The following is a 25,610-nucleotide window of genomic DNA, read 5'->3' as shown; positions in this document are numbered from 1 at the left end:
TTGAAACTTATTCCATTCAATGAAACAAAAATAATGACCACCATACCCGAAAACACCTTGGTCGCCCACCTTGGCAGCATGCGCCAACGGCCCATTTCCATGCCCACGCGAGAGCGTCTGGCGCAGGCCCTGCTGGACTGGTTCACTGCCGGATGGTCGGCCAAGGAGGCATCCGCCGCGGCAACCTACCGCAGTGCGGCTCGCGATTGCCATCCTGGGACGGGCGTAGCCCCCGTGTTTGGCGGCTCGGGAATGAACCCCAATGGCGCGGCATTCGCCAACGCGGCCATTGCCCATATCCGGGAAATCGACGACGCGCATCGCGCCGCCATGCTGCATCCGGGCGTTGTCTCCGTCACCCCGGTATTGGCGCTGGCGGCAAACGGAGTCATGACGCAACGGCATGTGGCGGATGCCATCATCGCGGGCTATGAAGTGTCGTTGAGGCTCGGCGAGGCGCTGGGCACACGGCATGCGGCCGGCTTTCATGCCACCGCGACGGCCGGCACCGTGGGGGCTGCTGCAGCGGCTGGCGTTGCCTTGGGGCTGGCGCCGGAGCCATTTCATCATGCGCTGGGCATCGGCGCCACGCAGGCGGCGGGCTTATGGCAACTTGTGGATGATGGCGCGCATGAAGCCAAATCGCTCCACCCCGCCTTTGCGGTGCGCAACGGCATGGCGGCGGCTTACGCCGCGCGTGCCGGGTTGCCCGGCGCTCAACGCTTTGCCACGGGTCCGCGCGGGCTTTATCGCTTGCTGGACGGAGACGGCCCGCTGGGCGCGTTGGACGGCGGCCTGGAGGCGCCCGAACGCCTGAACACCGCCACGATCAAGGCCTGGCCATGCTGCGCGCAGCTCTTCACGCCATTGGATGCCGTCCGGGAATTGCTGGACTTGCATGCGCCCGCTCCACACGAGATCGAATCCGTGGACGTGGAAATCTTCACCCATGCGCTCAAGATCGCCGGTGTCGACTGGCCCGCCAGACCGGCGGAGACCTGCTTCTCGCTGCGGTATGTGGTGTCGCGCTTGCTGCTTGCAGGCGAGCTGGGCATCGCCGACATGGAATCGCCCGATCTGCATGCGCAGGACCTGCTGGCGCTTGCGCGCCGGATCACGGTGCGCGCAAGCGATCTCTTCCAGCAGGAGTTTCCGCGCCTGCGACCCTGCCGTGTCACGCTGACCCTGAAAAACGGGCGTCAGTTGAGCGCGCTGAGAAAGCTGCGCCGGGGCGATCCTGAAGATCCCTATACCTGGGAAGCGCTGCAAACACGTATGCGCGCCTTCGCGCCGGTGATGGACGACGCGACGGCCGGCGCCATCGTGGCTTGGTGCGAGCGATTTATCGACACAAGCCGGGACGGGGACATCTGCCTGCCCGCCCCAATGCTGTTCGGGCAAACACAACGCCTTTAGACGGACCCGGCGCGGGCGAGACGGATGCGTCACGAACAGGCCCGCGGCCTCCAGGCGGCGGGCGGAGAGGTGCGGAACCCTTGCTGCGCCAGTTCGTGGCGCGCAATGTCCACTGCCTTGCGCTGCGCCGCTTCATTGTGGCGCGATGCCAGCCCCAACACTACCAGCGCGCCCACGAAGGCCTCATCGCCGTCGAACACCGGCACGGCTACCGACGCCATTTCCGCGACCCGTTCCGAACGGGTCATGGCATAGCCTTTTTCTTGAATTTCGCGCTCCAACGGCGTGACACCGCCCGTAAACGCCTGCAGCACGTGCGCGGATGATCCACCGTCCTTCAGACTGATCCGCGTGCCGACCTCGACATGGTGACGCACTTCCTTGGAGGTGTTTTCGCGGTACAGGCAGATCCGGTCTTCGCCGCTGCGCACATACAGCGCTACGGTCTCGCCTGTTTGCTCCATGATGCTGCGCAGCACCGGCTGCAGGCGCGAACCCAGGTCGAACGTGTCGCGGTAGAGCATGCCCATGTGCAGCAGCGCTGGTCCCAGCGCGTAGGTGCTGCTGTCGTAGCGGTGAACCATGCGCGCTTTGATGAACACGCCCAGCAAGCGCAGCAGAGTGGCTTTGTCCAGCCCGGTGCGTTCAGCCAGGTCGCGCAGCGACAGGCGCAGATTGCCTTCGCCGAAACACTCCAGGACGGAGATGCCGCGCTCGAGCACGCCGATGGGCGGCTTGGGGGAATTTTCGCTTGACACGGTTTCCAATGCTTCCTATAGTTTTGCTCAATAAAACATATTTTAATCAATGAAACGAGCGGCGACTACCGGACCAGGGACCGCCACCTTGATTTCAACCAGGAGACACACGTCTCGCAGGACCGGGAGCGTCGCCCCGACCATGCGAACCGTAGCATTATGCCCAATCAGATCGATGCATTCGCCACGGCGCTGGGCGCCATCGTCGGCCCGAACTACGTATTAGCCGGCGCGACGGACACGGCCCGCTACACGGCAGACTGGCGCCGTAATTTTCCGGGTGCCGCCCGTGCCGTGGTCCGCCCGGCCAATACGTCCGAGGTGTCGCGCGTGGTGGCGCTATGCGCCGCGCAGGGCGTCGCCGTGGTGCCGCAGGGCGGCAACACGGGGCTGGTCGGCGGCTCGACGCCAGACGCCTCGGGGCGGGAAGTCGTGCTAAGCCTGGATCGCATGACCGCCGTGCGCCACGTGGATGCGCTGGACAACAGCATCGTGCTGGAAGCCGGTTGCACCGTGCTTGCCGCCCAGCAAGCGGCTGGCGGCGCAGGTCGGCTGTTCGCCCTGTCCCTGGCATCGGAGGGCAGCGCCACAGTGGGCGGCGTGGTTTCCACCAACGCTGGCGGCGAACAGGTGCTGCGCTACGGCAACACGCGAGACCTGACCTTGGGACTGGAAGTGGTGCTGGCCGACGGCAGCGTGCTTGCGCAGTTGGGCACGCTGCGCAAGGACAACACCGGCTATGACCTTAAGCACTTGTTCATTGGCGGCGAAGGCACGCTGGGCGTGGTTACTGCCGCCTCATTCAAACTGCACGCCCTGCCTCGCAAAGTGGTGACCGCTTGGGTTGCCACGCCGACGCCGCAGGCGGCGGTGGACCTATTGGCCCGGTTGACGGACGCGGTGGGCGAGCGCGTCACAGCATTCGAATTGATCGGACGCCAGACGCTGACCCAGGTCCTTGCGCATCCGCTGGACGGTATGCGCGATCCGCTGGCGCAGCCGTTCCCGTGGGCGGTGCTGTTCGATGTATCAGAAACCTCTGAGCTAATGGATCCCGAGCCGGCGGTTCACGGCGTGTTGGAAGCAGCGATGGAGCAAGGCGTCGTGACCGACGCCGTAATTGCCTCGTCGGGCCGCCAGGCGCATGAGTTCTGGGCATTGCGCGAGCACGTGCCGGAGGCACAGCGGCTCGACGGCCCCTCCATCAAGCACGATATCTCCGTGGCCGTTTCCCGGATTCCCGAATTCATCGCCACAGCAGGCGCCCGGCTGGAAGCGCTGATGCCCGGCATCCGCATCGTGTGCTTCGGCCACGTCGGCGACGGCAATCTCCACTACAACCAGAGCAAGCCCCCAGGCATGGACGAGGCCGCCTTCCGCGCGCATGAAGACGCAGTGCATGACGTCGTGCATGAAGTTACCGCCAGTCTGGGCGGCTCCATTTCCGCAGAACACGGCATTGGCCGACTCAAGCAACAAGCCTTTCTGCAGTTCAAACCCGCCGTGTCCGTAGAGGTCATGCAGCGCATCAAGCACGCGCTGGATCCCATGGGCACCTTCAACCCGGGCCGTCTCCTGCCACGTCCCGCTCGTCAGTCCTCTTAATCACTCCAGGATCCCGCGTCATGCCCGTTTCCGTCTTCGATATGCAATCGCTCCAGCATCTGTGGAGCACCGATGAACTACGCGACATTTTCTCGGAAGAGAACCGCATTCAGAAGTGGCTGGATTTTGAAGCGGCGCTGGCAGAGGCCCAAGCCGAACTGGGCATCATTCCGGCTGCTGCCGCCAAGGAGATCCGCGCTCAGGCCAAGGTCGCAAACATCGACATCGGTCAAATGTCGGCCGAGATTCGGCGTATCAAGCATTCGCTGGTGCCGGCGCTAAAACAATTGCAGGCGCGCTGCGGCCCGGATCATGGCGAATGGGTGCATTACGGCGCCACCACCCAAGACGTGGTCGACACAGGAGTGGCCTTGCAGCTCAAGCAAGCGCATGCCGTCATCCTGCGCGATGCCGTCGCCGTGGGGCAGGAACTGTCGCGGCTGGCGCAAGCCCATCGCGACACGCCCATGGCCGGGCGCACGCACGGCGTGCAGGCGTTGCCCATCACGTTCGGGCACAAGTGCGCGGTCTGGCTGGATGAAATGGCGCGTCATCATGACCGCCTGAGGGAATGCGAAGCACGCATGCTGGTAGGCATGGTGGTCGGGGCCGTGGGCAGCCAGGCGTCCCTGGGCGAACAGGCGGAAGAAGTCGAGCGCCGCACGCTGACCAAGCTGGGATTGGCTACGCCCGCTGTCAGTTGGGGGCCAGCGCGCGACAGGTTCGCCGAATACGCGCTAGTGCTGGCCATGCTGGGGTCCACGCTGTCGAAGATCGGCAACGAGCTCTTCAATATGCAGCGCAACGAAATCGGCGAAGTCGAGGAAGCATTCTCGGCGGGAAAGCTGGGGTCTTCCACCATGCCTCACAAGCGCAATCCGACCTCGGCCGAAAATCTGGCGGGCCTGTGCCGGCCCTTGCGCGCCAACGCCTCGCTGATGCTGGAAGGCATGGTGCAGGAAGGTGAGCGCGATGGCATCGCCTGGAAGATCGAGTGGAAGGCCTTGCCCGAATGCTGCCTGATCGCCGGCGCCATGCTGTTCCAGGCCAAGAATCTGCTGGCTGGGCTGCGAGTGGACGCGGCCGCCATGGCGCTGAATCTGGACCGCATGCGCGGTTATCTGCTGTCCGAACACGTGATGCTGGAGCTGTCCGAGCGCGTGGGCAAGCAGACCGCGCATGAGTGGATCTATGAAGCTTCCATGCACGGCATCACCCACAAGCTCGATTTCGCCCAGGCGTTGCGCCAGCATAAAGACCTGACCACGCTGCTGGGCGAAGAAGAGATCCTGCGCCTGACCAATCCCGCTGGCTACCTGGGACAGTGTGCCGCTGCAGTGGACCGGGTGGTGCGGAGACATCAAGCCGGATGGCTTGCCGCCTGACACAGTTCCCCCTGATAAAAAAGAAAACAGGAGACAAACACCATGGGCATTTCTTCCGCAACTTTGCTTGTCAAACGCCTCGGAATCCACGCTGCCGTGGCCGCCACGCTGGGGCTGGCCGCCTTGACGGGCGGCGCGGCGCAAGCCGCGTATCCTGACCGCCCCATTACGCTGGTGGTGGGTTTTCCGCCAGGCGGCGGGGGTGACCTCTACGGCCGCCTGATCGCCACGGCCATGGGCAAGACCATCGGCCAAACCGTTATCGTCGAGAACCGGCCAGGCGCGGGCGGCAATATTGCCGCCGGCCTCGTCGCCAAAGCGGCGCCCGATGGCTACACCATCCTGCTGGCCATGAGCGGAAATCTGGCGGTATCGCCCGCATTCAAGCCGCAGAGCCTGCCGTACAAAGTACCGGAAGACTTCACGCCGATCGGCCTTATCCTGGAAGCGCCGCATGGCCTGTTCGTGGCGACGCAATCGCGCTTCAAAAGCGCGCAGGAAGTGATCAATACCGCCAAGGACAAGGAGTTGACCTTCGCGTCCACCGGCACTGGGGGGGCCGCCCACATCGGCATGGAAACCATCAAGGAACTGGGGCACCTGAAGCTGTTGCATGTGCCATACAAGGGTTCAGGCCCCGCCATTACCGACATGATCGGCGGACAGATCGACATGTTCTTCGCCACAGCGTCGCCACTGGTGCCGCAGGTGCAGCAAGGCCAACTGCGCGTACTTGCCCTGACCGGCAGCCAGCGCAGCCCGATCTTGCCCGATGTGCCCACGTTCAAGGAGTTGGGCATCGATATGACCATGACGCAATGGTATGGCCTGGCGGCGCCCGCCGGCACTCCGCCCGACGTGGTCAAGATGCTATCGGACCACCTGTCGCGCGCCCTGAAGGACCCATCGGTGCAAAACACCATCCGCAAGGATGCCGCTATGGAGCGAGACCTGCCGCTGAACCAGTTCAAGCAGTACATCGTCCAGGACATCGCCAATTACCGTAAAGCCGCCACGCCCGATCTGCTCAAGCAGATCGGGCAGTAAGGCCGATCGCAACGCTCGCCGTTAAATCATATTTCAGGACACATCATCATGCTGCAAAACTGGACCGACACGCTCGCCAACAACCGCAAGGCAGGCGAGGCTCTGGGAAAATACAACCCGCAATTGCTCACCGCATTCCGGGCGCTGAATCAGGCGCAGGGGGCCACCGGCACGCTGGACGCCAAGACGCGCGAACTGATCGCCCTGGCAGTGGCCGTCACCACGCGCTGCGACGGCTGCATCGCGGCGCACGCCGACGCAGCGCGCAAGGCGGGCGTGACCGAGGTAGAGCTGAGCGAAGCACTAAGCACCGCCATCGCCTTGAACGCCGGCGCGGCCTACGTCTATTCGCTGCGCGCGATGGATGCCTTGTCGGCCGGCCAGGCTTGAACGGGGCCGCGTATGTACACCACCTTGATCGCCGCGGACGACCTGGCCCGCGCGTTGGCCGAACCTGGGCAGGAAGATGTACTGGTCCTGGATTGCAACTTTGAACTGACGGATCCACAGGCGGGCCGCCGCCACTACGACGCTGGCCATATACCGGGCGCGGCTTATGTGCATCTGGAAGAAACGCTCAGCGGCCCCAAGACAGGCGCCAACGGTCGTCATCCGCTGCCTGAGCCCGCTGCGCTGGCCCGCGCGATGGCCGCACTCGGCGCGAGCAGTCAGACTCAGGTTATTGCCTATGACAATGCCGGCGGCATGTACGCAGCGCGCCTTTGGTGGCTGTTGCGCTGGATTGGGCATGAGGCCGTGGCGGTGCTGGACGGGGGCGAGCTCGCCTGGAAGCGCGCAGGATATCCGTTTACCGCGGATACGCCAGCCAAGCGCGCAGCGGGCTCGCTGCGGGTCCGCGAAGGCCGCCAGCCCACGCTCGGCTACGCGCAACTGCGCCAGGCGCTGGCATCGGGCGGGCGCGTCGTGCTGGATGCGCGCGCTCCCGATCGCTATCGGGGCGAGAACGAAACGCTGGACGCCGTGGGCGGGCATATTCCCGGCGCGTCCAATCGCTTCTTCCGAGACAACCTGGGCACCGACGGCCGTTTCCTGCCAGCCGACCAACTGCGCCAGGCCTTCACCTCCCGCATGAACGGCCGCGCGCCCGCCGAAGTCATCAACCAGTGCGGCTCCGGCGTCACGGCATGCCACAATCTTCTTGCCATGGAAGTCGCGGGGCTGACGGGCGCCACCTTGTATCCCGGCTCATGGAGCGAATGGAGCGCCCAATCAGGCGCCCCGGTCGCCACGGGCCCTGACGCCTGAAAGCACATGAACACCCCTATCTCCCGCTCGCCTCGACCGGACACCGGCCGCAAGCCTCATAGCGCCCATTGGGGCGTTTTCTCTGCCGCCTGGAAGAACGGCGCGCTGGAGGTGCTACCGCATCCAGGCGACCCGGACCCCAACCCGCTAATTCAGAATTTCACCAACGCGCTGGACCATCCGGCGCGGGTCACCGCGCCCATGGTTCGGCGCGGCTGGCTGGAGCGGGGACCTGGCCCGGATGCCACCCGGGGGCGAGACGACTATGTGCAGATCGGCTGGGACCACGCGCTGGACCTGTTGGCTGCGGAACTGCGGCGCGTCCAGGACCGGCACGGCCCGGAAGCTGTCTTCGGCGGGTCGTACGGCTGGTCCAGCGCGGGCCGTTTCCACCACGCGCAAAGCCAGGTGCACCGCTTTCTGAATACGGCGCTGGGCGGCTACGTACGGTCGGTAAACAGCTACAGCGCTGGCGCATCGGCGGTGATTCTGCCACATGTCCTGGGCAGCATGGACGACGTAGCGCGCCGCAACGTCACGTGGGAGCAGATCGTCGGCCACACCGACGTGGTGCTGGCATTCGGCGGCATGGCCTTGAAGAATTCGCGGGTGGCCAGCGGCGGAATCAGCCGCCATATCGAGCGCGAATCCATGCGTCTGGCCGCGGCGCGCGGCTGCCGCTTCATCAACATCAGTCCCCTGTCGTCCGATTTTCCGACGGACGCCAGGGCGGACTGGGTGCAGGCTGTCCCCGGCACCGACGTAGCGCTGATGCTGGCCTTGGTGCATGAGCTGGTGGCCAACGGTTGGCATGACGAAACATTCCTGATGGAAAACTGCGACGGCTGGGACGTTTTCCAGGACTATCTGCTGGGCCGCCAGGACGGACAAGCGAAGACCCCCGCCTGGGCTGCGGCCATCTGCGGCGTACCCGCAGCGAAAATCATCGAGATGGCGAACCTGTTGCCCGGCAAGCGCGTGCTGGTCACGGTTGCTCATTCGCTGCAACGCGCCGAACATGGCGAACAGCCCGTCTGGATGGCCGCCGTGCTAGCCGCCGCGCTGGGGCAACTGGGCCTACCCGGCGGCGGCTACGCCTACGCGCTGGGCACGCTGGCGCATTATGGCAAGCGTAGTAACGCCGTACCGGTGGCGTCGCTGCCGCAAGGCATAAATGGGGTAAAGGCCTTCATTCCCGTTGCTCGGATTTCCGACATGCTGTTGCATCCCGGGGAACCGTTCGACTACAACGGCAAGCGCATGCCGTATCCTCACATCCGCCTGGCCTATTGGGCAGGCGGCAATCCCTTCCATCACCATCAGGACCTCAAACGCCTGACCCGCGCGTTCTCCAAGCTGGACACCTTCATCGTCCACGAGATTGGCTGGACCGCCACGGCGCGCCATGCCGACATCGTACTGCCGTGCACCATGACTCTGGAACGCGAAGACATCGGCGGCGCGCCGACAGACCCGCTGCTGGTGGCCATGCACCGCATCGCCACGCCCAATGGCATGGCGCGCGACGACTATGACATTTTTGCGGACCTGTCCGACCGCCTAGGCACTCAGCAGGCCTTCACCGAAGGGCGCACCAGCGGAGAATGGCTGCGCCACCTGTACGAGAAGACGCGATCCGCCTTGCGGGAAAAGGGCCTGGAGGCACCGGACTTCGACCAGTTCTGGGAACAGGGCGAACTGACGCTCCCGCAACAGGACGACGATGGCGGCATCTTGCGCGCGTTCCGCCAGGATCCCGCTGGAAAGCCGTTACCCACCCCCAGCGGCAAGGTTCAGATCAGTTCATCGGTGATCGCCGCATTCGGCTACGCAGATTGCCCGGGCCACCCGGTATGGCTGGCGCAGAAGGACGCGCCGACGCCGGCCCACCCGCTGTTCCTCGTCGCCAACCAGCCCGCCACCCGGTTGCACAGCCAGCTCGACTTCGGCGCGCACAGCGTGTCGGGAAAACGACAGGGCCGGGAGGTCTGCACGCTGCACCCACAGGACGCGGCCGCGCGAGGCATCGCCGACGGCGATATCGTGCGTCTGTTCAATGACCGCGGTGCCTGCCTGGCCAGCGCCGCGCTTAGCACGACCGTCATGCCAGGCGTGGCACAACTACCCACCGGCGCCTGGTACGACCCGGTGGAAGACGCTCGCGGCGAGGTGGCGCTGTGCGGCCACGGCAACCCCAATATCCTGACCCGCGACATCGGCACGTCATCGCTGGCGCAGGGATGCTGCGGGCAACTGACGGCAGTGCAGATCGAGCGCTTCGACGGCGTCTTGCCGCCTATCCGGGCGTTTGAAGCTCCGGGTTGAGGCTCCAACTCAGTTACAACTGCCCAAACCCGGAAAATGGTGCCACAGTAAAGGCCACCGACGCCGTCATTGCAGTCTGACACCATATCCAACACCCTGTTCGGGTTCGATCGAAGGCGTGCAACAGCTGGCCGCTATACTCGTTGCATCAAAAACACCCTACGCGCTGCACCTCCTGAGCAGCGCTTTTTTTTATGCCAGCTTTGATGGCCTTGCCGCGCCGCATTTACCTGGCGCTATTCTGTGTATTCATCAGCCTGGCCTTTGGCCAGGCAATCGCCGCCCCGCCCACGCTTGCGCAATGCCATGGCGTGAAGGATCTGGCCTTCGTCGCCCATCTGGACGACGACCTGCTATTCATGAATCCGGACATCGCTTCCAATATCGAGGCGGGGGGTTGCGTGCGGGTGATCTACCTGACCGCCAGTGATGCGGGCGAAGGCGAAGGCTATATGCTGGGCCGCGAGCGCGGCATACGTGCGGCCTATGCCTACATGGCGCATCAACCTGATCTTTGGAAAGAAGATGCAGGCACCGCAGGCGGACGCCACATTGCACGCTTCACATTGCAGGGCAATCCGCGCGTGCAGCTTTGGCACATGCGCCTGAAGGACCCGTGGCTGGGCAAGGGCTGGGGCAGCCTGACGCCGCTTAGCCGCACCGAATCGGAACCGGGCCAGAGCGTTGACACGCTGGGCCCCTATCCGCAGGTCTACACGCGCGAGCAACTGATCGATACGCTGGCGGATTTGATCCGCCAATACGGGCCGACCACCGTGCGCCATCTGGACGACACGATTATCGTGCCCTACACGCAACTATGCTGGCGCTGCGCCGGCCATGGGCATCCGGATCACATCGCCAGCGCACGGCTGGCACGCGAGGCCATGCTGCGCGTGCCCGGCAACTATGCCGAAACCGGCTATATCGACTACCCCAGCCAAGAGCGCGCCACCAACCTGGCCGACACGGAAATCGCCAACAAGTCGCTGATCTTCCAACACTACGCCTGGAACGACTACCACTACTGCGCCGGCCCCACCGGCTGCAAAGAGCCTGCCGGCCCCGCGGCCGCCTGGGTGCAGCGCGCCTACTACGTATCGCGCCAGGACATCGCACCGCAGTTGTACCCGGACGGGCGCGGTGGCCTGGTGGTGTTTGCCGCAGGCGAAACCAATGCCGCCGTCAATCGTTGGGATTCCAGTGACCGCCGTTGGCAAAGCCTGGGCGGACGCACCAGCGGCCCGCTGGTCTCGTTCACCCATGCCGACGGCACAGCGGGCCTGATGGCGCGCGACCCCCTGGGCGGCGTCTGGGCGAACAAACAGCGCCATGACGGCACCTGGCAAGGCTGGCAGGCGCTGGGCGGCCTGCGCGTGACGCAGATTCCGGCCGTCGCGCCGCGTGGCGAAGCGGCAGCCGTCGCGCTGGGTTATGACGGCTTGCTGCATTGGATTGCGCCGTCAGGCATCGACGGCAGCTGGAGCACCTGGCAAGACCTGCCGCCCCTGGACGGGGCAACCGGAGCACCTGCCGTCGCGCGCGGCGCCGACGGCCGCTACGTCGTTTTTGCCGCCACGGGCGCAGGCGAACTGTTCTACACGCGCCAACTGCCCGCGCACAAAGGCCAACGCCCCGAATGGCAACACTGGCGCCGCGTGCCGGCGCCCGAAGCCGCGGGCGGGCTGGCCGCGATCCGCAACCATGAGAACCGCGTCGAACTCTATTTCCGTCAGCGCGGCACCAACCATCTGATCAAGCTGGTGGAAGCCGGCGACACCACCGATCTCGACATGGACTGGAGCGCGGCGGCCGATATGGGCGTGCCCTACATCGGACGCCCGGCCATCAGCGCCAATGCCCAGGGCAATGTCATCCTGGCGCTACTGGAACGCGCGGGGGGACCACTTTGGCTTGTGGAACACGACAAGCCCGTCAAACTGGACGCCCAGGCGGCCTCGCCCCCTGCGCTCAACATCATTGACGGCACGCTCTACGTCGTAGCACGCACCACCGGTGGGCCGCAGCAATATCAGGTGTTGTCGCGTCACGACGGCAACTGGAGCGGACGCCTGACACTGGACGGCGTGCCGGCCAGCGGTGGCGGCCCGTTCGCTGCCGTGGCCGCCCGTCCGGCGGATCTGCCCAACCTTGGCGCCAACAATACACACAACGCGGTGGTGGTGCGGCCATCGCCCACCGAGCCCGGCACGCTGACCCAAGAACGCATGCCGACGCAGATTTCGCGTCCGGCCACGCCGACATCGGTGCAGTGACGCGCTAGAAGCGACTGTCCTTCAAGACCCGGGCAACGCCGCGCCCATGGCGGCGAACAAGCCGCCGCACACCTTGTTGAAGCGCCGTCCGGCACGCTCCAGCCAAGGGCGCACGCGATGCGCCAGCCGCGCCAGCACATATTCGACCAGGAACTCAATGACGGCAAAGGTGCCCGCCATGATCACGAACTGCGTGAACAGGCTGCGCGCCGGGTCGATGAATTGCGGCAGGAATGCTCCGTAGAAGAGCAAGGCCTTGGGGTTGGAGATTGCCGACAGGAGGCCCTGGCTGAACATCCGGGCGCGGCGCGGCCGAGGCATCTCGGGCCCGGGCGTCAATTGCACGCCCGGTGACCGCCACAACTGGATGCCTAGCCAGATCAGATAAGCGCCACCCGCCCACTTCAGCACCGTCAGCGCCGGCCCCCAGGCCTTGAGCAATGCACTGATGCCCAGCATCGACAACGCGATCAGGGCAATGAAGCCCACCGCGCCCCCGGCGATGGTGCACAGGGCTTTGCGATGACCGTGCAGCGCGCCATGGGTCAGGGCGAGCAGTGTGTTGGGGCCGGGCGTGATTGACAGGCCGATGACCGCAACCAGGTAGATGAGCCAGCTATGAAGTGCCATGGCGGAAGCAGCAAAATGGGGAAGCGATCAGTCTAGCGCGGGACGCGCAGACCTGCCATGGCGGTTACCGCAACCCTTAGCGGCAGGGTTGCGTCGGCGACGCATAGCCGATCGTGACCGCGGTCACCAGCACATCCTTGAAGACGGCTTCGCCGATGACATCGGGCAAATCCCATGCGCGCGCACGCGGCCACAGACTACGTGGTTTAAGGTGTCAGGCTGACACCTCAAGCACAGGAGAAAATCCATGCCAACGTTCATAGCGATAGGATATGGAGACCGAGCGGGCTACGACCAGACCGCCGCCGCCGTCCGAAATGCCGCTCACGCGCACGACGAGAAATTGCGGAATGACGGCGCATTGATGGGCATTGCCGGCGCCCCGGTGCAGGTGCGCAATACCGAGGCGGCTCGGGTTGAAACGACGAATGGGCCGTACATGCAATCGCGCTTGCCGCTGGCGGGCTTTACCGTCATCGAAGCCGCCGATCTGGCCGAGGCAATAGACATGGTGTCTCGAACCCCCTGCGCCGTTGCGCACGGCGTGGTTGAAGTGTGGCCATTGGAACAGCCCTAGCGGGCCAAACGCCGCACGCGGCTAGAACGCATATGTCGTCGTCAGCATGACGGTGCGGCCAGGCTCCAGGAACATCCGCGTTGCCAGCGCGTGGCCCAGGTACAGCTGCTTGTCGAACACGTTCTTGACGCCTAGCGTCGCCGAGAACTTCGCGTTGCGGTAGAACAGGCTCAGGTCCGTGCGCGTCTGTCCTGGCAGCACCAGATGCCCCAGGCCCAGATCATCAACGGTGTAGGAAGTTCGGCCGTACAGCCCTGCCCCCACTCCCCAGCCATGCCATTCGGGGCGCTGGAATGAGTATGTGGTCCACAGGCTTGCCGTATGCCGCGGGATCTGGTTGATCTGGCCCGCCGACGGCCGGTAGTCGGTATAGGTGTAGCTGCCAATCACCTGCCAGCCCGGCGCCAGTTGGCCCTGGACATTCAATTCCACGCCGCGGCTGTCGCCGCCGTCGACCAACTCGTATCCAATGCCATCTGCCGTGCCCTGCGCAATCTGGCTCTGGGACACTTTGAATAGCGCAATCGAGAAGTCCAGAGGCTTGTCCGGCCAGGCGAACTTGACACCCGCTTCGAGCGTCTTGCCGGTAAGAGGCGGCGCCGTTTGACCGTCTTGCAGCACGTACGGCTGCACGGAAAAGCTGCGAGCGTAGTTTCCATAGACCGAGATTTCAGGCGTCACGTCATAGGCAACGCCGCCTTTGGGCGCCCACGCGGTAGAAGGCCCCGCCCCGACTGACGCGCGGTTGTACGCCACCCCGCCCAGGATGTGCCACTTGCCAATCGAGATGAAGTCTTGTGCGTACACCCGCGTACTGTTCGATTGATCCGTGCTCTTGAACACGTCATCGCCGGGCGCCACCGACGGCAATGGAAGGTCAGGACGGAAGATGTTGCCTTGAACCCCGGGAAGAAAGACGTTGCTGAAATCGGAATCCAAGGTGTACCGGCTGAACCCGAACATCACATCGTGCTTCACCGAGCCGGTGCCCAGGCGGCCTTTCACGTTGTTGTCGAACACCGCGTCCTGTTGGCGGTACTGGCTGACGTAGCCCTGGAAAAATGCATCGCCCGCCGCATCGGCCGGCCCGACATCGTGGGCATAGATCTTGGAGGATTGCCGGGTGAGGCTTGCCGCGCTGTAGAAGGTCCAATCGGTGCCGAGCTTGTGCTCGAATTGATAGTACGGCCGGACCTGATGGAAGTCCGTGTGGTCGTCGGCGTTGCCGAGCGGGCCATTCAGCGCGGCGGGACGGCCCTCCTGCCACACGGTGAAGGGCCGCACCGGCAGCCGGCCTTCCACATACTGCACGCCCAGCAGCAGACGGGTACGGCCGTCATCCCAGGCAAGACTCGGCGCAAGATAACGTTGCCGGAAATCCCGGTAACCGCCAAAGTTGTGATCGGCCTTCTCCGACGACATGATCACGCGATACTGCCAGTGGGAATCTTCAATGGCGTCTCCCAAATCCAGCGCCATCCCAACGTGGCCGTATGAACCTGCTTGTAGCGTGGCCTCCCGCACGGGCGCCTGTTGCGGTTGTTTGAGCTGCACGTTGACGACGCCACCATGCACCACATCGCCCAGCGCCGCTGAATCCAGGCCTTTCAGCACGTCCACCCGTTCAATACCCACTGCGGGCACGCGAAACGTATTCTGCGGCGTGATTCCATCCAACAGCACGCGCGCGGTGTAGCCGCGCAATTCATAGGCATCCGTCGAAAACCCGTAGACCTGCGCGTTGCCGGAGGTGCCGCCAATGTTGCGCAAGATGTCGTCGAGCGTTTGCGCCTGCTGGTCCCGGATGACTTGATTGGTGACGACGTGCACGGACTGGGGAATGTGCTGAAGCGGCGTCGGCACGCCGGTGGCCAAGGATTCGGTCGCGGCCGCATAACCGTCCCGCAGCGGATCGCCCACCACCTTCACCTGTTGCAGTATCGTGGCCGAATCCGTGCTGACGCTCTGCGGCGACACGGCGGGCAGCAAGACATAGCCCTCCGGCCCATCGGCCACGGCCATCAGCCCGCTGCCCTCAAGCAGCTGCGCAAACCCGTCGGCCACGCTGTAGGCACCCGACAGACCGGGGCTGGTCTTCTCCTGCACCAGCGCCGGGGCGTACGACAATGAAATCCCGGCCGCGTCCGCATACCGGCCAAGCACTTGCGCCAGCGGACCCGCCGGGATCAGATAGGCCTTCTGCGCGGGGCTTGCTACGCTGCCCTGCGCGTGAACCCCAGCCGGCATCGCACAGGCCAGCATGGCCAACGCCGCCGGCGCTGTCGCTCGCCAGAGGCCAGCGCAGGCTAGTCGCTTTTTGGTCCGACCGTGACCCAATATGAGCTCAATCGCGAAATGCGTATCGGCAGCGAACTGGCCAACAGCCGCAACGCCAAATCCGTATCGTCCAGGTCGTACCTGCCCGACACCCGCAACGTCGCAACCAAGGGATCACATCGCAGGACGCCTGGGCGATATCGCGCCAGTTCCCGGATCAAATCGCCCAGCGCCACGTTCTCCACCTGGATTCGACCTTGCACCCACAAGAATTCCAACTCGTTCGCCGCGGTGGGCGGCTCCACGGTGGTGCGCGTGAACCTGGCCTGCTGTCCGGCCTGCAATGTCACCGGGGAGGCCCCCGCGTCGGCAGCCGTGATTTCCACTGCCCCCTGCGTGACGGCAACCTGGCTATCCAGCGCGTTCTGACGGACATCGAACCGCGTGCCGATCGCGCGCACGAGACCTTGCCGCGTGCTCACCATGAAGGGCCGGGCGGCTGGGTCGACCGCCGTCGCCACGAAGATCCGGCCGGAAACCAGTTCCACCAGCCGGCGGCTCTCGGTGAAGGAGATATTGACCGAACTGGCGGTGTCCAAGGTGATCCGGCTGCCATCGGCCAGTTCCACCACACGCCGCGAACCCGTCCCCGTTTCATAATCCGCGTTCCACTCATGCCAAGGCAGGCGCAGCGCCAACCAGGTGGCCGGGCCGGCCACCAACAGCACGGAAGCCGCCTTCAGAGCGGCCCGGCGGCGGGCGGCGCGAGGCGCATTCAGGGCAGTCCACCCCATGCTGGGCGGGACGCGCTGCAATCTCTCGGTAAGCGTCTGCGCAAGCTGGCGCAATTGTTCGTGCTGGGGGCTTTGCGACGTCCATTGCCGCCACGCCTCCCAGTCGGATTCGCTGGCGCCCTCGTCCGACAGGCGCATCATCCACGTGGCGGCCTCTTGAACGAGGCCCGGATCTATTCTTTCCTGGCTCATGCCATCGTCGCCAAACATTGAGCGAAGCCAAGCACGATATAGCGCTTGACGGTGCTAAGCGAAATATTCAAACGCTGCGCAATTTCGCTATAGGGAAGTTCTTCAAGTTGGGAAAGCAAAAAGGCCTCGCGCGCTTTTGCCGGCAATTTCTCGAGCATGGCGTCAATCTCGAACAGCGCCTCCAGCATCAGCGCCCGTTCCTCAGGCGAAACGGAATAGGCTTCCGGTCGAGAGGCCAGCTCCTCCAGGTAGGCGTTTTCGATTGCACGGCGCCGATACCAGTTCGACACCAACCCCTTGGCAATCACGGTGAGATACGCCCTGGGCTCTGCCAGGTCGCCCTCCGGCGGTTTGCTCAGCACCCGCACGAACGTGTCCTGCGCAAGATCGGCAGCCGTATCGCTGTCCCCCATCCGCTTGCGCAACCACCCCTTCAACCATGAGTGATGCCCGGCGTACAGATCGGAAATCTTGCGCATATTGCACTCAGTACTCCCCGCTCTTCCGGTACGTCGTCAAAATGCGAGGCTGTGGTTATCTTACGAAACGCTTGGAAAGATTATCACGCAGATTTGGACGGATTCATGTTTTCTGCCCGGTTCAGTCGCCGGGTTTGCATTCCTTTAGATTCTTGGGCTTGCGGCGCCGAACGATGTCCGTCCCTCCCCCGTTAATTACATAGAGTTACATAAGTTCTGTCCGATTGTTGAGCCATTTCCGATGGTTCGAGTGGCAAGCAGAGTAAGCCCCGCCAATGCAGGGCCTGCGTATCTGAGGGCGCGCCATTTCTTTTCTGCCCTCGGTCACCTTTCTGACGATCCAAGCTTATGAAAACCACTCTTGCTTCCGCTGTAATCCTTGCTGGCGCCGTTCTGGGCAGCCAAGCCGCTCTTGCCTCCGATGGCACGATTACCTTCAACGGCTCGGTGTCCGACACCACGTGCAAGATCAATGGTGGAACCACCGGCGATTTCACCGTCACGCTGCCCAACATCCAGGCCACCGCCCTGCCCGCCGCGGGTTCGACCGCGGCCACGACCGGCTTCGTGATCACCCTGTCTGAATGCCAGGGAACGGCCACCAAGGTATCCACCTACTTCGAGGACGGCGGCATGGTCGACGTCAGCACCGGCAAGCTGAAGCTGGATGCGGGTGGCGCCGGCAACGTGCAGATCGGCCTGCTCAAAGCCGATGGCGTGACCCCGATCCAGCTGGGTCAAGGCATTACCGGCCAACAACCCGTGCCGGTCGATATCGCCAACCAGGGCGCTCAACTGCGCTACTTCGCCCAGTACGCGCGCATCACCGGTGATGCCGTCACCCCCGGTGCGGCCGTCACGCGCGTGGTTTATTCGCTGAACTACCAGTAAGCATCGGCTGGCCGGTGCTCCTGCATCGGCCACCCCTCATCTCACTTTGTCTGAACTATGAAAGCCAACTACGCAACCACCACCCTGGCGCGAATGGCCGCGTTCGCCGCAATCGTGCTGGCGATGGGGCACGCGCAGGCGTCGATCGTCATAGCCGGCACCCGCGTGGTGTATCCGGCCAACGAATCCGAAGTCACGCTCAAGCTGTCCAATGAAGGCCAGAACCCTGCGCTGGTTCAGGTGTGGACCGACAAGGGCGACCCCAGCTTGACGCCTTCCGAAGAAGGCGGCCCCTTTCTGGTGACGCCGCCGATCGCGCGGGTCGACCCGCAAAAGAGTCAAACGCTGCGCATCGCCTACACCGGTATGCCGTTGCCGCAAGACCGCGAATCGGTGTTCTGGCTGAACGTGTTGGAAATTCCGCCCAAGCCGGATGCCGACGCCGCCGACGTGAACGCGCTGCAATTCGCCTTTCGATCCCGCATCAAGCTGTTCTTTCGTCCCGCCAAGCTGCCGGGACAACCCGGCGAAGCGCCGGCTCAGGTGGCGTGGCGCGTCGTCGTCAAGGCAGGCACGCAACATCTCGAAGTCCGCAACCCCAGCGCGTATCACGTGAGCTTCTCGACCATCGATATCGGCAGCGGCAACGCGCGCACTTCCATCGATGCCGGGCTCATGCTGGCGCCGGGCGAGACCCGTCTGCTGCCCATGAAGGGCAAGGCCGCATCTTCCACGGAGAAGGTCCGCTATGAAGCGGTGAACGACTACGGCGGCGTCATCTCGGGCGAGGCCACGCTGCAACAAGGCGAAAGCTAGCCAGGCGCTCCGGCCCTCCGCCCTCTCATTTCTTTCTTGTCTTTCCCATGCTGCGTCGTCGCGGCAGGGAGGGAGTCACTCCGAATTCCTGGCGTCTGTTATGAAAAATCGAAGGAAGAATCCGATTCCGCTCCCGTGCCTGCGGCTGCATCCCTGCTACGTGCTGGTGCTGCTGGCCATAGCGGGCGTGGATAGCCACGCAAGCGGCAATAGTGCCCCGGCCCGCGTGGCGGAAGTCCAATTCAACGACCAGTTTCTGCTTCGTGGCGCCGGCCCGACGATCGACTTGAGCCTCTATAACCAGGGCCAAACGGCCGCGCCAGGCAGCTATCGCGCGGATCTTTATGTCAACGAACGCTGGCTTGGCCGTGCGCAGGTAACGCTGCGGCAAATCGGCGACGACCCGCGCAACGTCCAAACGTGCTTCAACCGTGAATTGCTTGAACGCATGGGCGTCGACTTGCAAAAGTTGTCCCCCGAAGCGACGGAGCTGCTGGTCGGTGCCGGCGATTGTCCGACCTTGGCGCAACTGGTACCGGATGCGACGGCATCGTTTGACACTGGTGAGCAACGCCTGAATACCAGCGTGCCGCAGGTGTCGCTCAGCCGTTCCGCGCAAGGCTATGTGGACCCGCGCTACTGGGACGACGGCGTGCCCGCCGCCTTGCTTCAGTACAACGCCAACTTCTATCGATCAACCTCTCAGGGACAATCCTTCAGCCAGGGATACACGGGGCTTACGGGCGGCTTGAACGTCGGCCCCTGGCGCCTTCGCCATAGTGGCAGCCTGTCCACGGCCAGCGGCTATGGCATGCACTACCAGAGCATGCAGACGAATCTGCAACGCTCGATCCCGACACTGCGCAGCCAACTCCTTGTGGGCGATGCCTTCACGGACGGCAGTCTGTTTGACAGCTTCGGGTTTCGGGGCGTGCAGTTGTCCAGCGACGACCGGATGCTGCCCCAGTCGCAGCGCGGCTATGCGCCGCGTGTCACGGGCATCGCCCGCAGCAACGCCGTCGTGCGCGTTCGGCAGAACGGCAACATCATCTATGAAACCAACGTCGCGCCTGGCGCGTTTTCGATCGACGACCTGTACCCCACCGGCTACGGCGGCAACCTGGATGTTGAAGTCACCGAAGCCGACGGCAGCGTGCATGTCTCCAGCGTGCCATACGCGGCGGCCGTGAATGCGTTGCGCCCTGGCATCTCACGCTATGGCGTGACGATCGGACGCTTCCGCGACTCGCAGATCCACGCAGAACCCCTGGTGGCGCAGGCGACGGTGCAGCACGGCTTCACGAATCTGGTGACCGGCTACGGCGGAATCGTGGCCGCCCAAGGCTATGCCGCGGGCCTGGCTGGCGTGGCGCTCAACACCGATTGGGGCGCGGTCGGACTGGACGCGACGCAATCGAAAGCCGACCTGGGCGCGCTGGGTTCGCGAGCCGGCCAGAGCGTGCGACTTTCCTACAGCAAACTCGTTGCCCCCACCAACACCAACATCACCGTGGCCGCCTACCGCTATTCCAGTAGCGGCTACCTGAACCTGCGCGACGCCATGGCGCTGCGCCATGGCGAAAGCGCATACCGCGGAGCCTTTCTTCGCAGCGGCATTGTGCAAAACGGCTTTCTGCAAAACGGTTCGCTGCGCGGCCGTCTGCAAGTGGCCATCAACCAGCAATTGCCGCGCGATTGGGGGTCCGTCTATGTCAGCGGTTCCAGCCAGGACTACTGGAATCGCAAGGGACGGGACACCCAGTTCCAGGCAGGCTACAGCACCAACTTTGGCCGCGTGAGCGCGGGCGTCTCCGTCGCCCGGCAATTCGATGCCACGCTTGGACGATGGGACAACGTCGCCATGCTGAACGTCGGCATTCCCATCGGCGTGGGTTCCCAGCGCCTCTATACCTCGACGAACATCCAGCACGATTTCAATGGCCGCAGCAGCGTGCAGGAGACGGTGACGGGATCAGCCGGCAAGGACAACGCCGTCTCTTTTGGCGTGAACGCCATGCGCGCCACTGACGACGCAAGCGGCACGCGCACCAGTGTCGGCGGCAACGTCGCCTACGCATCGCCGATTGCCACGCTCCAGGCCAATGCTTCGCGGGGCCAGGGATTCTCGCAAATGGGCGCCGGCCTCTCCGGAGGTGTCGTCGCCTTCGGCGGCGGCGTGGTGTTCACGCCCACCTTGGGCGAGACGACGGCGGTGATCGAAGCCGACAAGGCGGCCGGCGCCCGCGTGACCAACGCCAGCGGCGTGCGCGTGGACCGATGGGGTCATGCGGTGGTGCCGAACCTGACGCCGTTTGCAAGCAACGAGATCGAGCTGGATCCGAAGGGCCTGCCACTGAGCGTCGAGTTGAAAACCACGGCGCAGCATGTCGCACCAACAGCTGGGGCCGTCGTGAAGCTGGTGTTCGAGACCGCTGGCGGCGGCAGCTCGGTGCTGGTGCGCGCAACGATGGCCGACGGCAGCCCGGTCCCCTTCGGCGCGCGGGCGACGGACAGCGAGGGCCAGGCTATCGGCACGGTCGCGCAGTTCGGGCAGTTGCTGGTGCGCGGCGCTGAACCTGGCAAACACGAATACCTCGTGTCGTGGGGCGATGGCGCGGCCAGCCAATGCAGATTGCCGGTAACGCTTGCCCCGCCGGCCAAGGAGGACGCGGGCCAGGCATGGACGACAGTAGATGCCCAATGCGGCGCCACGGATCAACAGGTGCAATGATGATGAACACGCAATATTTCAGAACGATGGGAAGGGCGGCGCGGCTTGGAGGCCTGACCATGGCGGCGCTGCTTCTCTGGTTGCCAGGGCATGCCTGGGCGCAAGCAGACAACACCGCCCCGCGCGTCTGCAAGGGCGGCGGCAACACCTACACCTTGACGCTCCCGGCAACGGTGACGGTTCCTCGCGACGTGCCCGTTGGCACCATATTTCTTCCTCCCGTTGTGGGAGCGCAGTTCCCCACTGTGTATCAATGCGACAACTCGACGCGCAACAACTCCGCCGGCGTCTCCAGGCGGTCGGTGAACCTTACGCGATCCGGCATGACCGTCAACTATTCGATCGGTGGCAACAACATCAACAATTCTCCGGTCTACAACACCGGACTGCCTGGCGTCGGCATGATCGTCGCGTTCAGGAACCTGGATACGGGCTGCGCACCGGATATTTGGCACGACGTGGATACGGATGGCAGCCGACGGGGGCCCGTCGAGGGTTGGCCCTCCTCTGGCTGCAACGGAGACGCAGCCGGTAGAACCGCCAACGCGGGCGGGCAATGGGCAATCGGTCTGGTAAAGACTCTGGGTGCCGTGCAGCCGGGCTTGGTCGCCGGCCGAACTGTGATCGAGCTTGCGCTGAACCAGAGAGACAGCAGCAACGCTGGTGTGGACTACATCGCCAAGTACCCCACAGCCCAACACGGCTTTGTCACCATGAGTCCGATCCAGGTCAGCGTTCTGTCTTGTTCGACGCCCAACGTCACCGTACCCATGGGCGACTACCCCAAGTCGGCCTTCAAGGGCGTCGGATCAACGACCAATCCCGTGCGGTTCAAGGTGGCCGTCAACGGTTGCCCGGCAGCCATGAAATCCGTTTCGATCGCGTTTGCCGAGCCCAATAAGCGCTACATCAACGCCGCGCAGGGCGTGGTTCAGCTCAGCAGCGACTCCACTGCCAAGGGCATCGGCCTGAAGCTGACCCAAGCTTCCGACGGAACGCCGATGCTCCTGGACACCTCGGGCTACCTCTTGCGCGGTTATGACCCGGTAAAAGGCGGATCGATGGAGATTGTGTTCGATGCCGCCTACTACCAGGCCGAATCGAAAGTCACCCCGGGCACCGCGAATGCGGTCGTCGAGTTCACGATGAGCTATCTGTAGGCCTGCACAGGCTTGCCTCACAAACACTGGAAGGCCCATGCGCACACCTGATATGCCCGTTAGCCAAACCGCCGCCGCACCGGCGCGTGTCTTCAAGCCTGAACCTGGCCCCATCGGCCAAGATGCCATGCAGGAAGATGACTTGGCGCGCGCCGTCGCGCTGTTCACGGATCTACGCCGGCAAGGCGTCGTCCTGGCCTTTCAGGCCATCGTCGATGCCAGCGGTTTTCCCGGCGAATCCCTGTATCACGAAGGGCTGGCGCGGGCGATCATTCCCGATGCCCCCGGCGGCATGGCCTCACTTGGCGAAGCGATTCAAACCCTTGAACGGCTGGGTCAAATACGCGCATTCGATCGATGCGTCGTCACGGCCACGATCCAGACTTTGCGAGACCATCCCGCGCAGCGGCTTGGCTGCAATATGTCGTCTCAAAGCGTGGTCATCGATGGATTCTGGACGCAACTCATCCAGCAGTTGCGCCGCGAACCGGACGTGGCGCGGCGGCTGGTCATTGAGTTCACGGAGACCACCCGCATCGAGGACCCGATCGCCGCGCTGCAATTCATGCGCACGATGCAAGAACTGGGTTGCAAGATTGCGTTCGATGATTTCGGAACAGGGGCCATCCCACCTGACTTTGTGATTCACGCCAAGCCCGACATCATCAAGATCGACAAAGGCTATCTGGTGCGCGCTCGCGACAACTCGCAAAGCCGGACCATTCTGCGTCGCCTGATCGAATTCTGTGCCGCGATTACCGACACCATCGTGCTTGAAGGCGTTGAAACCCGTGAAGACCAGGCCTTGGCCGAACAGGCGGGCGCGCAATGGATGCAGGGGTTCTGGTTTGCGCGTCCGAATGTCCTACCGCCGGGGCTGCATACGCCATGCGTCGTGATCGCCCCCCTCTCTTCCACGCCCGCCATGGATTAAGCACCATGGGCCAACAAGCATGCCTGCCCGTCGTCGTTCTGTTGCTGGGACAACCCTCAGATGAAGGCCCCGCGCTGGCAGCCGACAGTAACTGGATCTGGGAAGCCCTGAATTCCACCAACATTTTCTTTCGCTGCTGCACGACGGTGGGACAACTGTTCGCGTGGTTGGCAAAGGAACACGACACCATCGTGATCCTGGACTCAGGCACGATCGATAATATGGACGGGCTAACGCTATGCACGCTGCTGAGGCCCATCTTCAAGGCGGGTCTCGTTCTGCTTGTCCGAGGCGGATCCAACGAGCGCATACAGGGGCTGAACGCCGGCGCGGATATCTGTCTTTCCGACCCACTGGACGGGCCGGAATTGACCGCTGTCTTGCATGCGCTCTACCGGCGCACGGCGTTTGCGCAGGGAACGCCCGCCCCCGCCCTGCCGCATCCCGACGCCTCTTTCCTTTCCCCCTTGCACAATGGCGATGCGTCCTGCGACCCGACCAAGGAAGGCGACTGGATTCTTGCCGATCAAGGTTGGGCGCTGCGAACGCCCAACCATCAGATCGTGCGCCTGACAACGGCCGAACGGGAATTCCTGACCCAGCTTTTCGCGTCGCCGGATCACCTGTTCCTGCGCAGCAATCAAGACCAGGGCGGCGCTGCCGATCTGATATCCAAACGTAAATTGGATGTCGTCGTCAGCCGTCTGCGCGTGAAGGTCGGCAACGCGGGACACCCCCTTCCTTTGCATACCTGCCGTGGCATGGGCTATCAGTTTTCCGGAAGGGTGTTGATCGCCGAGTTGAACAGTTTCCCGCACCGTCTCGGACATTCCGGATCAGAAGTCGACCGCGTCACATTCTCTTGAACGCGCCGACGCGCGCTTCACCTGCCCGCGCCTATGCCAGAATCTCCGCGTTGTGCTCGCCCAACCCCGGAGCACGGCCTGCGGCCGCCTTCGGGCTGCCCGAAAAGCGCAGCGGCGTGGATGCACAGCGTAGCGCGCCTTCGGTCGGATGCTCGACGGTCTCGAAGAAGCCCACGTCGGCCAGGTGCGGATCAGTCAGCAGGTCATCCAGGCCGTTGGCCGGTCCTGCCGGAATGTCGTGCTCCAGGAACAGCGCCAGCCATTCGGCCGCATCGCGCGCCAGCAGGCTTTGGCTAACTTCGTCGTATAACGGTTCCGCGTGGCGGATGCGGTCTCCCATGGTCGTGAAGCGGGGGTCCGCCGACAGGTCCGGCCGTTCGAGCAAGGAGAACAGGCGCAGCCATTGCGCATCCGTATTGGCTACCAGGCAGATATACCCTTCACGGGTTTTCAGCGGCCGGTGATAGCGGCTGAAGACCCGTTCATAGCCACGCGGCGCCGGGTCGGATGACGGGCCGTCAAAGATACTGTCGGCCAGGTGTTCAACCAGGTTGAAAGACGCCATGGTCTCGAACATCGGCACTTCCACCAACTGCCCTTTCCCGTTGGCTGCGCGTGCCACCAGCGCCGACGCGATCGCGCCCGCCAGATAGACGCCACAGAGCTTGTCGGTGAACAGCATGGGCACAAAGCCTGGCTCGCCGTACATGCGCGCGTGCAGGCCCGACACTCCGCTCATGCCCTGGATCACATCATCGTAGGCAGGACGCTCGGCATAGCGGCCGTCCTGATGAAAGCCCAGGGCCACGGCGTAGACCAGCCGGGGATGCCGCGTGGCCAGGCTCTCGTAGTCGATGCCCAGCCGACGGGCCGCCGCCGGCCGCATGTTGTGCACAAAGACATCGGCCGTTGCCAATAGCGCGTCCAGGCGGGCAATGTCGTCGGCGTTCTTCAGGTCTAGCGTCACACTGCGCTTGCCCCGGTTCAGGTTGAGGAAGAAGGATCCCATCTTCGGATTGCGCGACTGGCCAACCTGACGCATGGGATCGCCCTGCGGCGGCTCGACCTTGATCACCTCGGCACCCATGTCCGCAAGCAGCTGCGTCGCCATCGGCCCGAATACGAAATTGCTGGCGTCGATGACGCGCATGCCAGACAAGGGACCTGTCATATGTGCTCCTGGTT

At 63.9% G+C, this 25,610-nt stretch carries 21 protein-coding genes; 15 read left to right on the top strand and 6 right to left on the bottom strand.

Features of this window, described 5'->3' with window-relative positions; translation table 11 throughout:
• The first annotated feature begins 33 nt into the window (after nt 1-33).
• Nucleotides 34-1,416 (top strand): MmgE/PrpD family protein, encoded by a 1,383-nt coding sequence (locus HV753_RS15040; RefSeq protein ID WP_175175275.1) that lies wholly within the window; start codon nt 34-36, stop codon nt 1,414-1,416.
• 29 nt (nt 1,417-1,445) lie between these two features.
• Here HV753_RS15040 and HV753_RS15035 read toward each other — a convergent pair whose 3' ends face one another.
• A complete protein-coding gene (locus HV753_RS15035; protein ID WP_246288280.1) occupies nt 1,446-2,174 on the bottom strand; it encodes an IclR family transcriptional regulator in 729 nt (242 codons plus the stop codon).
• A gap of 159 nt (nt 2,175-2,333) precedes the next feature.
• On the opposite strand from HV753_RS15035, the gene HV753_RS15030 reads away from it, so the two are divergent.
• From HV753_RS15030 to HV753_RS15000, 7 genes are all read left to right on the top strand, one after another.
• Entirely contained in the window at nt 2,334-3,779 is a 1,446-nt protein-coding gene (locus tag HV753_RS15030; RefSeq protein WP_175175274.1) for an FAD-binding oxidoreductase, read from the top strand.
• Between the two features lie 20 nt (nt 3,780-3,799).
• A complete protein-coding gene (gene purB, locus HV753_RS15025) occupies nt 3,800-5,164 on the top strand; it encodes an adenylosuccinate lyase (RefSeq protein ID WP_175175273.1) in 1,365 nt (454 codons plus the stop codon).
• A 42-nt stretch (nt 5,165-5,206) separates the two neighbouring features.
• On the top strand, nt 5,207-6,211 hold the full coding sequence (locus tag HV753_RS15020) for a Bug family tripartite tricarboxylate transporter substrate binding protein (protein WP_175175272.1): 1,005 nt from the start codon (nt 5,207-5,209) through the stop codon (nt 6,209-6,211).
• Nucleotides 6,212-6,259: 48 nt separating this feature from the next.
• Entirely contained in the window at nt 6,260-6,601 is a 342-nt protein-coding gene (locus HV753_RS15015) for a carboxymuconolactone decarboxylase family protein (protein ID WP_175175271.1), read from the top strand.
• Nucleotides 6,602-6,613: 12 nt separating this feature from the next.
• Nucleotides 6,614-7,477, top strand: coding sequence for a sulfurtransferase (locus HV753_RS15010; RefSeq protein WP_175175270.1), 864 nt, complete (start codon nt 6,614-6,616; stop codon nt 7,475-7,477).
• Between the two features lie 6 nt (nt 7,478-7,483).
• Nucleotides 7,484-9,802 carry a molybdopterin guanine dinucleotide-containing S/N-oxide reductase gene (locus tag HV753_RS15005; RefSeq protein ID WP_175175269.1) on the top strand — a complete coding sequence of 773 codons (2,319 nt, stop codon included), beginning with the start codon at nt 7,484-7,486 and terminating at the stop codon, nt 9,800-9,802.
• A 194-nt stretch (nt 9,803-9,996) separates the two neighbouring features.
• Nucleotides 9,997-12,078 carry a DUF8189 domain-containing protein gene (locus HV753_RS15000; RefSeq protein WP_246288279.1) on the top strand — a complete coding sequence of 694 codons (2,082 nt, stop codon included), beginning with the start codon at nt 9,997-9,999 and terminating at the stop codon, nt 12,076-12,078.
• A gap of 21 nt (nt 12,079-12,099) precedes the next feature.
• Here the strand turns inward: HV753_RS15000 and HV753_RS14995 are convergent, their stop codons facing one another.
• Nucleotides 12,100-12,708: a LysE family translocator gene (locus HV753_RS14995; protein ID WP_175175268.1), complete on the bottom strand. Its 609-nt coding sequence runs from the start codon at nt 12,706-12,708 to the stop codon at nt 12,100-12,102.
• 247 nt (nt 12,709-12,955) lie between these two features.
• Between HV753_RS14995 and HV753_RS14990 the strand changes: the two genes are divergently transcribed.
• On the top strand, nt 12,956-13,285 hold the full coding sequence (locus tag HV753_RS14990) for a YciI family protein (RefSeq protein ID WP_175175267.1): 330 nt from the start codon (nt 12,956-12,958) through the stop codon (nt 13,283-13,285).
• Between the two features lie 21 nt (nt 13,286-13,306).
• Here the strand turns inward: HV753_RS14990 and HV753_RS14985 are convergent, their stop codons facing one another.
• Genes HV753_RS14985 through HV753_RS14975 form a run of 3 tightly spaced genes read right to left on the bottom strand, consistent with a single transcriptional unit; the run spans nt 13,307 to nt 17,027 of the window.
• Nucleotides 13,307-15,547: a TonB-dependent siderophore receptor gene (locus HV753_RS14985; RefSeq protein WP_175175266.1), complete on the bottom strand. Its 2,241-nt coding sequence runs from the start codon at nt 15,545-15,547 to the stop codon at nt 13,307-13,309.
• A gap of 44 nt (nt 15,548-15,591) precedes the next feature.
• Entirely contained in the window at nt 15,592-16,548 is a 957-nt protein-coding gene (locus HV753_RS14980) for a FecR domain-containing protein (RefSeq protein ID WP_175175265.1), read from the bottom strand.
• Complete coding sequence (locus tag HV753_RS14975) at nt 16,545-17,027, bottom strand: sigma-70 family RNA polymerase sigma factor (RefSeq protein ID WP_175175264.1); 483 nt, start codon at nt 17,025-17,027, stop codon at nt 16,545-16,547. The genes HV753_RS14980 and HV753_RS14975 overlap by 4 nt, the downstream gene beginning before the upstream one ends.
• 348 nt (nt 17,028-17,375) lie before the next feature.
• Here HV753_RS14975 and HV753_RS14970 point away from each other — a divergent pair, with 348 nt between their 5' ends.
• The 6 genes from HV753_RS14970 (at nt 17,376) to HV753_RS14945 (ending at nt 24,425) form a co-directional block, all read left to right on the top strand.
• Nucleotides 17,376-17,918 carry a fimbrial protein gene (locus HV753_RS14970; protein WP_175175263.1) on the top strand — a complete coding sequence of 181 codons (543 nt, stop codon included), beginning with the start codon at nt 17,376-17,378 and terminating at the stop codon, nt 17,916-17,918.
• A 57-nt stretch (nt 17,919-17,975) separates the two neighbouring features.
• Nucleotides 17,976-18,734, top strand: a complete 759-nt coding sequence (locus tag HV753_RS14965) for a fimbria/pilus periplasmic chaperone (protein WP_175175262.1) — start codon at nt 17,976-17,978, stop codon at nt 18,732-18,734.
• 100 nt (nt 18,735-18,834) lie between these two features.
• Nucleotides 18,835-21,465: a fimbria/pilus outer membrane usher protein gene (locus HV753_RS14960; protein WP_175175261.1), complete on the top strand. Its 2,631-nt coding sequence runs from the start codon at nt 18,835-18,837 to the stop codon at nt 21,463-21,465.
• A complete protein-coding gene (locus HV753_RS14955; protein WP_175175260.1) occupies nt 21,462-22,625 on the top strand; it encodes a fimbrial protein in 1,164 nt (387 codons plus the stop codon). The genes HV753_RS14960 and HV753_RS14955 overlap by 4 nt, the downstream gene beginning before the upstream one ends.
• Nucleotides 22,626-22,662: 37 nt before the next feature.
• Nucleotides 22,663-23,559, top strand: a complete 897-nt coding sequence (locus HV753_RS14950; protein ID WP_175175259.1) for an EAL domain-containing protein — start codon at nt 22,663-22,665, stop codon at nt 23,557-23,559.
• A 5-nt stretch (nt 23,560-23,564) separates the two neighbouring features.
• Nucleotides 23,565-24,425 (top strand): response regulator transcription factor, encoded by an 861-nt coding sequence (locus HV753_RS14945; RefSeq protein WP_175175258.1) that lies wholly within the window; start codon nt 23,565-23,567, stop codon nt 24,423-24,425.
• Between the two features lie 31 nt (nt 24,426-24,456).
• On the opposite strand, the gene HV753_RS14940 is transcribed toward HV753_RS14945, so the two are convergent.
• The gene (locus tag HV753_RS14940; protein WP_175175257.1) at nt 24,457-25,596 is read right to left on the bottom strand and encodes a CaiB/BaiF CoA transferase family protein; all 1,140 of its coding nucleotides are present in this window, start codon (nt 25,594-25,596) and stop codon (nt 24,457-24,459) included.
• Nucleotides 25,597-25,610 lie beyond the last annotated feature (14 nt).

Source organism: Achromobacter pestifer (assembly GCF_902859625.1).
Lineage (GTDB): Bacteria > Pseudomonadota > Gammaproteobacteria > Burkholderiales > Burkholderiaceae_B > Achromobacter > Achromobacter pestifer.
This window is presented reverse-complemented; position numbering and strand designations above follow the sequence as displayed.